This is a genomic window from Streptomyces hawaiiensis (genome assembly GCF_004803895.1).
Taxonomy (GTDB): domain Bacteria; phylum Actinomycetota; class Actinomycetes; order Streptomycetales; family Streptomycetaceae; genus Streptomyces; species Streptomyces hawaiiensis.
The window spans coordinates 4,584,785-4,597,204 of record NZ_CP021978.1 but is presented as its reverse complement, the minus strand read 5'-3'; the positions used below and the strand labels follow the sequence as shown (position 1 = coordinate 4,597,204).

At 73.8% G+C, this 12,420-nt stretch carries 9 protein-coding genes and 1 pseudogene; 7 read left to right on the top strand and 3 right to left on the bottom strand.

Features of this window, described 5'->3' with window-relative positions; genetic code table 11:
* Positions 1-258 precede the first annotated feature (258 nt).
* Positions 259-1,161, top strand: a complete 903-nt coding sequence (locus CEB94_RS21160) for a hypothetical protein (protein WP_175433716.1) — start codon at positions 259-261, stop codon at positions 1,159-1,161.
* Here CEB94_RS21160 and CEB94_RS21155 read toward each other — a convergent pair.
* A complete protein-coding gene (locus CEB94_RS21155; protein ID WP_175433715.1) occupies positions 1,158-4,943 on the bottom strand; it encodes an nSTAND1 domain-containing NTPase in 3,786 nt (1,261 codons plus the stop codon). The two genes, CEB94_RS21160 and CEB94_RS21155, sit on opposite strands and share 4 nt — an antisense overlap.
* A gap of 310 nt (positions 4,944-5,253) precedes the next feature.
* Between CEB94_RS21155 and CEB94_RS21150 the strand changes: the two genes are divergently transcribed.
* From CEB94_RS21150 to CEB94_RS21140, 3 genes are all read left to right on the top strand, one after another.
* On the top strand, positions 5,254-5,706 hold the full coding sequence (locus CEB94_RS21150) for a hypothetical protein (protein ID WP_175433714.1): 453 nt from the start codon (positions 5,254-5,256) through the stop codon (positions 5,704-5,706).
* A complete protein-coding gene (locus tag CEB94_RS21145) occupies positions 5,703-7,139 on the top strand; it encodes a hypothetical protein (protein ID WP_175433713.1) in 1,437 nt (478 codons plus the stop codon). The genes CEB94_RS21150 and CEB94_RS21145 overlap by 4 nt, the downstream gene beginning before the upstream one ends.
* 385 nt (positions 7,140-7,524) lie before the next feature.
* Positions 7,525-8,184, top strand: a complete 660-nt coding sequence (locus CEB94_RS21140) for a response regulator transcription factor (protein ID WP_175433712.1) — start codon at positions 7,525-7,527, stop codon at positions 8,182-8,184.
* A 38-nt stretch (positions 8,185-8,222) separates the two neighbouring features.
* Here CEB94_RS21140 and CEB94_RS21135 read toward each other — a convergent pair.
* Together CEB94_RS21135 and CEB94_RS21130 are read right to left on the bottom strand one after the other, a co-directional pair.
* A pseudogene (locus CEB94_RS21135) lies at positions 8,223-8,639 on the bottom strand (ABA4-like family protein); the annotation flags it as partial.
* Positions 8,636-9,556 (bottom strand): hypothetical protein, encoded by a 921-nt coding sequence (locus CEB94_RS21130; RefSeq protein ID WP_175437099.1) that lies wholly within the window; start codon positions 9,554-9,556, stop codon positions 8,636-8,638. The gene CEB94_RS21130 and the pseudogene CEB94_RS21135, both read right to left, overlap by 4 nt.
* Positions 9,557-9,737: 181 nt before the next feature.
* Here CEB94_RS21130 and CEB94_RS21125 point away from each other — a divergent pair, with 181 nt between their 5' ends.
* The 3 genes from CEB94_RS21125 (at position 9,738) to CEB94_RS21115 (ending at position 12,389) form a co-directional block, all read left to right on the top strand.
* A complete protein-coding gene (locus CEB94_RS21125) occupies positions 9,738-10,370 on the top strand; it encodes a MerR family transcriptional regulator (protein WP_175433711.1) in 633 nt (210 codons plus the stop codon).
* Positions 10,371-10,506: 136 nt separating this feature from the next.
* Positions 10,507-11,679, top strand: coding sequence for a sensor histidine kinase (locus CEB94_RS21120; RefSeq protein ID WP_175433710.1), 1,173 nt, complete (start codon positions 10,507-10,509; stop codon positions 11,677-11,679).
* The gene (locus CEB94_RS21115) at positions 11,676-12,389 is read left to right on the top strand and encodes a response regulator (protein WP_175433709.1); all 714 of its coding nucleotides are present in this window, start codon (positions 11,676-11,678) and stop codon (positions 12,387-12,389) included. The genes CEB94_RS21120 and CEB94_RS21115 overlap by 4 nt, the downstream gene beginning before the upstream one ends.
* Positions 12,390-12,420 lie beyond the last annotated feature (31 nt).

Genomic DNA, 12,420 nt, shown 5'->3' with positions numbered 1-12,420 from the left:
TTGCTCGAATTTCCTTGCGGATGGCTGGAGTTTCGCCTGGGACGGAGGGGAAAAGGGGGCTTGAGTCCCATGCGAAATTCACTTACGGAATACGGAAATCCTGGCTCCCGAAGGACGCCCCGGGTCGAGGCGCGACCACCCCCGGCGGCCGCCCGTACCGGTTGTTCGGGTTGCCGGCCGGGGTGGCCGAACAAACCCGGACCGGGCTGAACTGGGCCTGCCGTACCGGTTGTTCGCAGCACGGAGAGGGGTCGTCGGATGGGCAGGAGCGCGGGCGTGGGGGTCGTGGTCGCCGGGCTGGTGCTGGCCGTCGGGGGGTGCGGGGGCGGGGCGGACGAGAGGACCGGCGCGTCGGACGACACCAGGTCCGCGGCGCCGACGCCCGCCCGGCCGGCGTCCGGGGAACTCGTGCGATGGGTGGGCGGAATGTGCGCGTCGGCGAACGCGGTCAAGGAGCTCCGGGCAGAGAGTGCCGAAGAGCTGAGAGGAATCCGGGATCCGGACGAGGACGAGCTGTCCGCGCGGGCCCGGGCCGTCGGCTACCTCGCCGGGACACCGACGGACGTGCGGAGCGTGGAGAGCGACCTGGCGGAGCTCGGCGCGTCGGGCGTTCCCGCCGCCGACCGGCTGCGCGACGCCTGGCAGAAGAAGGTGGGGCGGGTCGTGGCCCGACTCGACGGGGTGTCGCCGGCGGTGGGCCTCGAACAAGCCGAGGGCAGCGCCGCGGACGTCGACAGGCTCGTCCAGTCCCTGACCCCGCCGAAGCCGGACCTGCCGGCGCTGACGAAGGCGGACCCGCGCCTCGCGGCCGCGTACCAGCGGGCCGAGCGGTGCACCCCGGGTGGGAAGCCCGCCACCGGGGAGACCTCCACGGCCACGTCCGAACCCACCGGTCCGCTTCCCGAGGCGGCGGACGGCAGGAACTACCGGGCCTGTTCGGACGGCGCCTGCGAGGTCCTCGTGACCTCCGAGGCCGACATCACCGCGAACGGCGTGAGCGTGCGGGTCTCCGTGGCGGACGACCACGTCACGTTCCGGACGGCGGGCACCCTAATGCAGCTCGGCGGCGCGGGCGGTGAGGCCGGGTTCGGCAACGAGCTGAAGGCGACCGTCGTGGCGCACGACGAGGACGGCGCCGTGCTGAAGTTCGCCAACCCCTAGGGCCGCTCGCACACCTCCCGGTAAGGCAGTCGCGGCAGATCCTTCGCCCATTCCGCGCGGGTGAGGACACCGCGGGTGTGGTCGCAGACGTAGTGCGCGGCGCGGTCCGCGTCCAGCGTCCACAGCCGGGTCGTCAGGTCGTAGCCCGCGGAGGCGAGGGCGTCGCCGCGGGGGCTGAACGCGACAGTGGTGACGGTGTCGAGATGGCCGGTGAGTTCCTGGCCGGACGGCTCGGCACGCGCCGGATGCCGCACATCCCAGAGACGGACCGTGTGGTCGCCACCGCTGGTCGCCAGGGTCTTCCCGTCCGGGGCGAAGGCCACGGCCCGGACGTCGGCGCGGTGTCCGGTCAGCCGCCCCAGCGGGCGGCTGCCGTTCGCCACGTCCCACAGCCGCACCGTCCGGTCGTCGCTGCCCGTCGCCAGGGTCTTCCCGCCCGGGGCGAAGGCCACGGCGTTGACGGCCTGTTCATGACCGGTGAGGGCCGCGCCCGCGGCCCTGGGCCGTGCGCCCACCCGCCACAGGCGCGCCGTCGCGTCCTCGGCGCCGCTGGCCAGGAGGCGGCCGTCCGGGGCGAAGGCCAGGGAGGTCACGACGTCCGTGTGGCCGCGCAGGGCCGGGCCGAGCGGCCGTACGTCGTCCGGGCGGCGGACGTCCCACAACCGCACCGTGTCGTCCGCGCCTCCGGTGGCGATGGTGCGCCCGTCCGGGGCGAAGGCGACGGTGTGCACTCCCCCGCCGTGTGCGCGCACCGGCTCCGAGAGCGCGGCGGGGCGCTCCGGCGTGGAGACGTCCCACAGACGCAGCGTCCCGTCCGCGCAGCCGCTGACCACCGTACGGCCGTCCGGGGCGAACGCGACGGCCAGCACCTCGTCCTCGTGGCCGAGCGGCCGCGGCAGCCGGCGCGGGCGGTCCGGGCGGCGGACGTCCCACAGGCGGACCAGCCCGTCGTCGGTGCTCGCGGCGGCGAGCAGCCGGCCGTCGGGGCTGAAGGCGACCGCGGTCACCGGGTTGGTGAAGTCGGTGAGGACGGTCGGGGGCCGGTGCCACAGCAGGACCCGGCCGTCGGCGCCGGTGCTGGCGAGGGTACGGCCGTCGCGGCTGAAGGCCACTTCCCACACGGCCTCGGTGTGGCCGGTCAGCGGCTCCCCGAGCTGCTGCGGATAGGCGGGGTTGGCCACGTTCCACAGGAGGGGCGAGTCGTCCTCACCCGCGCTCGCCAGGGTCTCGCCGTCGGGACTGAACGCGACCGACATGACGGGTGCGGTGTGCGCGGTGAGAGGCTCGCCCAGCGGCTGGACATGCCCGGCGTCCGTGACGTCCCACAGCCGTACGGTCTCGTCGAAGCCGGCGGTGGCCAGCGTCCGGCCGTCGGGTGAGAAGGCCAGCGTCCAGACCGGGGCGGCGTGGGCGCGCAGGGGCTTGCCCAGCGGTGCGATGCCGTCGCCCCGGCTGTACTGCCACATCCTCACGGTGCCGTCGTAGCCCGCCGAGGCCAGCACGCGGCCGTCCGGCGCGAACGCGACCGCGCGAACGCGGGCGTCGTCCGACTCGTCGGCCTCGGCGGGCTTGCCCAGGGGGGCGGGGTGGGCCGGGTCGGTCAGGTTCCACAGCCGTACGGTTCCGTCGTCGCCGGCCGTGGCCAGCGTCCGGCCGTCGGGGGCGAACGCGGCGGACACGACGTTCTCCTCGTCGTGGCTCACCAGCGGCCGGCCGACGGCGCGGGGCCGCTCCCGGTCGCGTACGTCCCACAGGCGGACGGTGCCGCCTTCCCCGGTGGCCGCCAGCAGGTCGCGGCCCGCCGGTGCGAAGGCGACCGCGCCGACCCCGCCCGTGCCGAGTCGCAGGGGCCCGCCCAGCGCCTTCCCGGTGGCGGTGTCCCACAGCCGGACCGTGCCGTCGTGACCGCCGCTGGCGAGTGTGCGGCCGTCGGGGGCGTACACCACGGAGCTGCCGACCCCGTCGTGGCCGGGCAGCCGGGCGGCCAGCACCCGGCTCGCGTCCGATGCCAGCCGGGTCCTCAGGTCCGGGGTGGAGCGCATGCGGTACGCGGCGACATCGAGCCGGGCGGCCAGCCCGGCGTGCGTCTCCCGGGCCCGGTCGGCCTCGGCGGTGAGCCGGCCGAAGACGGCGTCGTCCCGTTCCGCCTGCGCGGTGGCGCGGGCCTGGAGGGCGACGACGGCGGTGCCGGTGGCGAGGAGGGCGAGCGCGGCGAGGACGGCCACGACGGTTCGGCGCAGGAGCAGGGCCCGTTGCCGGCGCCGGAGCGAGGTGGTGAGGAACCGGCGCTCCGGCGGGGTCAGTTCGTCACTGCCCGATGCGGTGTCGTCTGCCGGGAAGGCGTCGCGGGCTGCGCTCAGCCGGGAGCCGGCGTAGAGCGCGGCGTTCTCCTGCCCGAGGGCCTGCCAGGTGCGGGCGGCCTCGGAGAGCGCGCGGTGGACCCGCAGCCGGTCGCGTTCGGCGTCGATCCAGGCGCGCAGGCGGGGCCAGGCGGTGATCAGGGCCTCGTGGGCGAGATCGACGGTGCCGTCGTCGAAGGTGACGAGACGGGCCCGGGCCAGGCGTTCCAGGACCACCCGGGTGTCGGCGGGGCTGCCGAAGTCGAGCTCCGCGCGGTCGGTGGGGCGCCGCGTGTCGGGTGTGCCGTCGCCGGGCGCGACCAGGCGGAGCAGAATGCGGCGGGCCGACTCCGCCTGGGACGGGGTGAGTTCGCCGTACACCTGCTCGGCCGTCCGTACGACCGCGCCGTGCAGCTTGCCGGCGGCCTCGTACGCGGTCTCCGTCAGGGCGCGGCCGCTGCGGTGGCGCCAGGTCTCCAGCAGGGCGTGCGACATCAGCGGCAGACCGCCCGGGGCGTCCTCGACCTCGTCCAGGAGGCGGTCGGTCAGAGCCCGTTCGACGATCAGGCCGGCCGCGGCGGCCGGCCGGACGACGGCCTCCCGCAGTTCCGCACGGCTCATCGGCCCGGCGAGCAGCGTGGCGTCCTGCAACGCGGCCGTGAGCCCCGGGTGTTCGGCGCACCGGCCGAGGAAGTCGGCCCGCACCGCGATGACGACGCGCAGCCGGCTGTCCGCGTCGGTGGCGGCGACGAGGCGGTCGATGAAGGCGTCCCGGTCCGCCGGGTCGGTGCCGAGGGTGTACAGCTCCTCGAACTGGTCGACGATCAGCCAGGTGTCGGCGTCCGTCCCGGGGACGGGCTGCAGCCGGTCGGCGTGCGTGTGCAGCGGGTCCGCGCCGGGGGTGAGGATCCGTACGGCCGCGGGCGGCACATCGTCGTCGGAGGCCGCCCGCAGCCGGGGGATCAGGCCCGCCCGCAGCAGTGAGGACTTGCCGCTGCCGGAGGGGCCGAAGACGGCGGTGAAGCGGTGCTTGCGGTTCAGCTCGGTGAGCCGCTCCACGAGCTGGTCGCGGCCGAAGAACAGCTCCGCGTCGCCCGGTTCGAACCGGGTCAGGCCCCGGTAGGGCGGCCGGGAGGTCTCGTCGGCGGCGGCCTCGGCCGCCAGCTCGTCCGAGGCCTCACGCCAGCGCCGCTCCCACTCGGCGATGTCGCCGCCGCAGGCCTTCACATAGGCGAGCGTCACCGCGCGGGTGGGCAGCTGCTTGCCCGCCGCCGCCTGCGACAGGGTGGTCACTCCGTACCGCGCCCGCCGGGCCATCTCCCGGTAGGTGGGTCTGCCCGCGGACTCGCGCAGCGCGCGCAGCCCGGCGGCGAACCGCGGTACCGGTCCGGCCGCCGGATCCAGCTCGCCCTCGGCGCGACCCGGCCCTGATCGTCCCGGCACCTGCCCGCTCCCTCCCCTCGTACGCCCTGCATCGACCTTCGGCCGAATCGGCGGGCGAGGAAGGGGCGTTCACTCTTTCCTCACGCATTCGTTGTTCGGCGCTGGAAGACGGCCTGCCGAACAACTCGGTACGCCGGTCGACTGGTCGAGGGACGGCGCGCGGTCCGAGCCCCGCGAGGGGAGGGCTCGGACCTCGCATCCACCTGGACTGGAGGAGACAGATGTACAGACGGCATCGGCACCTCGCCGTGACGAAGCTGACCGGGCGCTGGTCCACGACCGGCCCGACGACGAGGACGAGGTGATCGCCGTGCAGGACTCTGCGAAGGCGCGCATGCCCGGGGCCGTCGTCCTGGCCCTGGTGATGGTCACCGGGCATGCCCTGGGCTACGTCCTCGGCGGCTGGGCGGTCATCGACGAGAACCAGAGCAAACAGGACCACGGACAGGACCTGCTCATGCCGTGGGCGCTGGCCTGGTTCGTGGCGCTGTTCTGCTGGGGTCTCGCCGTGCTCCAGGTCGCCTGCCTCGTACTGGCCCGCAAACGGCGTCACTGGGTCCGCGTGGTGCTCATCGTGTGCCTGTCGTTCGTGGGCCTGTCGATGGTCGTCGCCTTCCTCGGTTCGCTGGTCGCCGGGGTGCCGAGTCTCCCTGCGTTCGTGATCGCGGGCCTGGACGTGGCGGCCCTGTGGATGGTGAGCGGCGAGAAGGGCCGTGGCTACTTCTCCGCACGCGGCCCGGCCTCGGGGGTGAGCACCGCATGACGCTGTACGAACCCGGTCCGCCCCTGCCGCCGGAGCCCCCCGGGCCGCCGCGGCCCCCGGCCCCGTCCGACCCCCTGGCGGTGGCCCTCGGCAACGCCTCGTTGCTCGGCATCGGTCATCTGCTGCTGCGCCGGTGGCGGTGGGCGGCGATCGCCGCGCTCGGCACGTTCGTGCTCCTCGGCCTCACCGCGCGGACCGCCGAGACCTGGTGCGAGATCCTGCTGCTCCTGTGGTGGGCGGCCGGCATCGCCCACGGCTGGTTCCTGGCCCGCCGCCACCCGGAGCGGGCCGTACGGCGCGGGCAGCGCGCGGGGACGCTCGCCGTCGCGCTCGCGGTGGTGCTGACCGCCGTACTGCTCCGTGCCGACGCGTACGGCATCGAGGACCGTGTGACCGAGGCCCGTGAGCGCGGCGACTGCGAGGCGGCCGTGGCCGCGCAGAGCGAGGTGGGACGGGGCCACCGCCTGGCGGGCGCGTCGGTGGTGGAACCCGGCGACGCGGTGGTGGACGCCTGCCACCGGCTCGACGGGGCGGCGGCCACCCTGGCCCGCGCCGCGCACAGGGGCAGCACCGAGGACCTGGAGCGAGGCTTCGGCACGCTCGCCGGTGTCCTCGGGGAACCCGGCAACGAGCAGACGGTCGGAACGGTCCTGGACACCTTCCTCGACGGCCTGCCCACCGACGACTCCTGCGACACCGCCGCCCTCACCGCCTGGCTCCGCGACCGCGGCCCCTCCCACGACGTCCTGGACCGCTCCGCCGGCGCCGCGGCCCGCGCGGAACCCGCCGCCCTGGTGGGATGCGGCGACCACCTGATGACCGAGGACGCCTGGCACCAGGCGCGCACGCACTACCGGCGGCTCCTCGGCACCTACCCGGACGACGCCCGCACGGGCGAGGCCCGCGACGGCGTGCGCAAGGCCACCCTCGCCCTCGAACTGGACCAGGTGCGCGGCCTGGTCGAGGACGCGTCCGACGCGGGGTCCGGCTACTGCGACAAGCCCGCGAAGTACGGCGGAGCCCCGCCGTTCCGCAAGGGCTCCGGCCGCGCCCTGTTCCTCGGCGACACCGAGTACACCGGCAGGCTCCCCGGCTCCTGGCGCACCGGCGACCCGGCCAAGGCCTCCCTGGTGGTCTGCGCGGACGAGGCGGAGAACGGAGCGTCCGTCGAGACCTGCGCCTACGAGAACGACAGGTCCGAGTACCTCCCCCACCAAGTGACCTTCTACAAGGTCAAGATCCCCCTGAAGGTCTACGAACTCCGCACCGGCAAGCGCCTCGACCCGCGCTCGGTCCAGATCGGCGGCACAAGCTGCCCGAGCATCCTGCACTACGAGTCCTACGGCACGTACGACCTCGGGCCGGGCGACCAGTTCGTCTCCACGTCCAAGTCCGGCGTACGGGACGCCTTCCGCCCCGTCGTCGGACGCTGACCACACCCTCCGTTCTCCCGACCCGGCCCCGTCACGCCCGCCGCATCCTCCGCAGCGCGGCCCGGGCCGGGAGGACGGTGGCCGCCGTGGCGAGCAGCAGGCAGCCGGCCACCACGCCCGCGACGCAGGGCCAGGCCACCGACAGCTCGACGGGCAGGCCCAGTTCCTCACGCAGGCCGCGGGCCGTGCCGAACAGGGCGGGAGCGCAACCGCCAGGCCCAGGGCGGCAGCCAGGGCGACGACCAGCACGTCTCGGCCACGAGGGTCAGCAGCACCTGGCGCGGTGTCGCACCGGACAGGCGCAGCACGCGGAGGTCCCGTGTCCGGCCGGCAATGTTCCTGTCCAGCCCGCCCGGCGGGCCCACACTCTCAGGGCGGAGATCCCATGCGGCAGTCCCTCCGCATAGTCATCGCGGAGGACGCCGTCCTCCTGCGCGAAGGTCTCGTCCACCTGCTGGAACGCTTCGGCCACCGGACCCTCGCCGCCGTGGGCGACGGCCCCGCGCTGCTCGCCGCCGCCCGGGAACACCGGCCGGACCTGGTGATCACCGACGTCCGCATGCCACCGGGCCAGACGGACGAAGGGTTGCGCACGGCCCGTCTGCTCCAGGGCGAGCAGCCCCGCCTCGCGGTCCTCGTCCTCAGCCAGTACGTCGAGCAGACCTTCGCCGACGAGCTCCTGGACGACCGTCGCGGCACCGTCGGAACGGGCTACCTCCTCAAGGAACGCATCGGCGACGTCGAGGAGTTCGCCGACGCCGTCGTCCGCGTGGCCGCCGGCACGACGGTCGTCGACCCCGACGTCGTACGCCAGCTCCTCGCCCGCCGCCGCGACCCGCTGGACCGGCTCACGCCCCGCGAACGCGAGGTCCTCGCCCTCATGGCCGAGGCCCGCTCCAACGCGGCGATCGCCCGCCGACTCGTCGTCACGGACGCCGCCGTCGCGAAGCACATCGCGAGCATCCTCCAGAAGCTGGATCTCCCTCCGACGGCCCCCGACGACCACCGCCGGGTGCTGGCGGTGCTGGCCTGTCTCCGGGTCTGACCCGGCAAAGGCCCGCCGGTCACGGGCCTTTGCCCGGCCCGCCGCGACCTCGCCGCGCGCAGCCCCAGGAAGGCCAGAAACCCGAACGGCGACAGCAGAATCGTGAGCACCAGCAGCGGCCCCATCAGCAGGGCGGAGATCTTCAGTCGCCTGCCCTCCCGGTACATCCACTGCCCGATCAGCAGATCCCAGGCGATGACCTGCGCCCAGACGGCTCCGGCACCGCCCGGGAGAGCCGTCAGCTCACGGAAGGTGTCGAGGTCCGGACTGCTGACCGCGCTCCACAGCTCGGGGAACACCGGGACCGCGAGCGCGAGATACACGAGCAGTACCGGCACCACGGTCCACGGTGACCCGGCGATACGGGCGGTCGGCCCCCACCCCGGCGCGAAGATCATGAGCAGCCAGACGGGCGCGGCCAGCAGGAAGGAGAGCTCGAAGAGGAAGCCGGTCATGGCACGAGGTCCTTCGGGGCGGGAGCACCTTCGGCGTCGGTCGCCCTGAGCGAAAGGGGCGTCCGGGCCGCCCGCAGGGATCCGTACGTCCCGAGGGCGACGGCCGCCAGGATGAGGCCGGCCACTGCCGACGTCGCTCCGTCCGGGCCGGTCAGCGGCTGTCCGCGCAACGCCTGCCACAGAACCAGAGCGAAGACGCCGGCGTAGGCCCCCGAGGCGACCAGCACCAGGCGCAGCCGCACCCGGTCGTCGGCCAGACGGACGAAACGCGGGGCCAGGAGGCTGAGCACCATGACCAGCAGCGGCAGGAGTTGCAGCGCGTGCATGCCGAGGAAGTGCGGGATCCGCAGATCGCCGCCGGTCGTGGACCAGCCGGTCAGCGGCATCGAGGGTCCCCCGTCCGGCACGCCCACGCTGTGCGCGCCGACCACCTTGGAGACGCCACGCCGCTGCCCCGGCGCGGGCTGGGTCATCAGGAAACCGACGGCGGCCCCGGCCAGCGCCAGGAGGATTCCGCAGCGCACGGCCCAGGCGGATGCGCGGTCGGCGATCCGGGCCCGGAGCAGCAGGACGGCCACGACCAGCGTGCCGGCCCACAGGATGACGACCGTGACGGCCATCGCGTTGAACAGTGCCTCGTCGAACGGTGTCGCGCGGTTGAAGTGGCTGCGCTTACCGCGCACGACCTGCCCGGTGATGATCACCATCTCGACGAGACTGGCCAGCGCGACGACGGTCCCCGCCCACCAGCCCACGCGTCGGCCGCCGGGGAGGAGCGACAGCATCCAGGCGAGGGAGAGGCAGTACGCCACGAACGAGACCGCGAACTTGAACGGCTTGGCCCAGATCGGCGCCCCCACCAGGACGCGGTCGTCGACCAGGAGCCCCACCGCGGATACGACCGCCAGCACCGCCATCGCGGCCGAGAACAGCACCAGCGGTCGATGCCAGGACGTGCGTAAGGACAACACCATGCCCACCTCAAGGAATAGATACCGACACTATCCACTATCCGATAGCTGAACTATCTATCATTGGCGGGCGGGTCGGCAAGGGCCGACGCGGCGGGCAGGCCGAGAATCAAGGAGAGAACCGGCGTTGCGTATCGGAGAGTTGAGCCGGAAGACCGGGGTGCCGGTGCCGACGATCAAGTACTACGTCCGCGAAGGCCTGCTGCCTGCGGGCGAGCTGACCAGCCGGAACCAGGCCAGCTACGGAGAACCGCACGAGCGCCGGCTCCAGCTGATCCGCGCCCTGCTCGATGTGGGCGGCATGAAGGTGGCCGAGGTCGCCGAGGTGCTGGCGGCCGTCGACGACCCGGAGCGCCCGCTGCACAAGGTGCTCGGCTCCGCCGCCGGCCGTATGAGCGGACCGGGCACCGAACGCGACGACGCCGAGTCGGATGCCGCCCGTGCCGCTGTCGCCGGCCTCATCTCCCGACGAGGCTGGCGCACCCACGAGTCGAACCCCGCCGCCGCCGACCTGTCCAAGGCCCTCGCCGCGATGGCCCGGCTGGGCCACGAAGCCTTCGCCGACCTGCTCGACACCTACGCCGACGCCGCCGAACAGGTGGCCCGCGCCGACCTCGAGTACGTGGACCGGCACCTGGCGATCGAGGAAAAGGTGGAGGGCGTGGTGATCGGCACGGTCCTGGGCGAGGCGGTCTTCAGCTCACTGCGCCGCCTGGCCCATGTCGACGCGTCGGCCAGGCTGTACGGCACCGACAGGTGAACGGGGCGGCTCCGCCGGCAGCGGCCGAGGCTCTTCGGGAAGGCAGGCCCCATGCCGAAGTTCCTCATCCAGGCCAGGTACACACCCGAAGGCCGGCACGTGAAGCACGCCTCGGGGCGCACTACCTTGTGGAGGCATGGGGGACTTACGCAGGGACCTGCGAGGGTGGTGGGAGCACGGCCGGGCGCTGACGGCGGCCAATCCGCTCGTCGTGGACGTCGGCATCGCGCTGCTCGTGCTCTGCGCGATGACCATGCCGTTCGTCGTGCCGCGTGCGGCCGGGGCACCGCCCGCGACCTGGGGCGCGTACGGGTTGAGCATGCTCACCGTGGTGCCCCTGGTCTGGCGGCGGCGCGCTCCCCTCGCCGTGCTGTTCGCGGTGATTGCCGCCAACGCGCTGTACGGGCTGACCATGGACGGGCCCGGGCAGCCGCTGCCGTACACCGGACTGGTGGTCGTGTACACGATTGCCGCGCTGTCGCCCGCGCGGAAGCGGCTCGTCACCGGAGGTGTGCTGCTGGTCGCCGTGCCGGTGGGAGTCGGGCTCAACACCCGGTCGGCTCGTGAACTGACCTTCTCCGTCTTCGTGTTCGCGGCCGCCTATGTCTTCGGGCGGCTCACCGACGCCCGTCAGCGGGCACACCGCGTCGAGGCCGAGCAGGCCGCCGCGCGCGAACGGGCGCGGATCGCACGGGAGATGCACGACATCCTCTCCCACGCGGTGAGCCTGATGATCGTGCAGGCGGAGGCCGGCCCGGTGGCGGTGCGTGCCGCCCCCGAGCGTGCGGAGGCCGCCTTCGACGCGATCTCCGCGGCCGGGCGGGACGCCATGGCTCAGTTGCGTCACATGCTGGGGGTGCTGCGGGAAGGCGGCGACGACACCGTCGGCGCCCCGCGCGAGCCACAGCCCGGACTCGCCGCGCTGCCGGGGCTTCTCGACCGGGTGCGCGGGAGCGGACTCGCGGTGGTGTACCGGACGGTGGGGGACGCCGGGCCGGTGGCCGACGAGGTCGGGGTCACCGTGTTCCGGGTCGTGCAGGAGGCCCTGACCAATGTCGTCAAGCATGCGGGTGCGCATACCGCTACAGTCCAACTCCGTTGCGAAAAGGACGAGTTGGAGGTTCTCGTGGCCGATGACGGGCGTGGGGCGAACGCCGTGCCCCGCCGCGGAGGGCACGGGCTCGTCGGGATCTGTGAGCGGGCCGCGGCCCACGGGGGCAGCGCGGCCGCCGGGCCGGGAGCGGACGGCCGCGGCTTCGAGGTCCGGGTGCGGATCCCCCTCTCCGCCGCAGCGGAGGTGGGGTCGTGACGATCCGTGTCGTGATCGCCGACGACCAGGAGCTCGTGCGCAGCGGCTTCGCGATGATCCTGGACGTGCAGCCGGACATCGAGGTCGTCGCGGAGGCGGGTGACGGGGCCGAGGCGGTCGAGGCCGTGCGGCGGCACACGCCCGACGTGGCGCTCCTCGACATCCGGATGCCCCGTATGGACGGCATCGAGGCCTGCCGTGCGATCAGCGCCGCGGGCGACTGCCGGACCGTGATGCTCACGACCTTCGACTCCGACGAGTACGTGTACGAGGCACTGCACGCGGGCGCGAGCGGCTTCCTGCTCAAGGACGTGCGCCGGGACGATCTCGTGCACGCCGTACGGGTCGTCGCCCGGGGTGACTCGCTGCTCGCGCCGTCCGTGGCCAGGCGTCTGGTGGAGCAGTACACCCGGCCCGCCGCCGCCCGGGCCCGCCGGCCCGATCCCCGGCTGGACGTCCTGACCGCGCGGGAGCGCGAGACGCTGCTACTGCTCGCGCGGGGGCTGTCGAACGCCGAGATCGCCGCCGAGCTGGTGGTCAGCGACCACACCGTCAAGACGCATGTCGGCAACGTGCTGGCCAAGCTGGGCCTCAGGGACCGGATCCAGGCCGTGATCTGCGCCTACGAGACCGGGCTCGTCGCTGCCGGGAATCCCCCGCCCGGGGGAGCGTCCCGCTCCGGGTCCTCCCCCGCGTCGGCGAGGAAGTGACCTCGCAGGACCGCCTGTGCGGGCGATCCGC

Coding starts and splice junctions, on each gene's coding strand:
- CEB94_RS21140 (WP_175433712.1), top strand. CDS start 7,525: ATGCGGCAGTCCCTCCGCATAGTCATCGCGGAGGACGCCGTCCTCCTG.
- CEB94_RS21130 (WP_175437099.1), bottom strand. CDS start 9,556: ATGGCGGTGCTGGCGGTCGTATCCGCGGTGGGGCTCCTGGTCGACGAC.
- CEB94_RS21160 (WP_175433716.1), top strand. CDS start 259: ATGGGCAGGAGCGCGGGCGTGGGGGTCGTGGTCGCCGGGCTGGTGCTG.
- CEB94_RS21120 (WP_175433710.1), top strand. CDS start 10,507: ATGGGGGACTTACGCAGGGACCTGCGAGGGTGGTGGGAGCACGGCCGG.
- CEB94_RS21145 (WP_175433713.1), top strand. CDS start 5,703: ATGACGCTGTACGAACCCGGTCCGCCCCTGCCGCCGGAGCCCCCCGGG.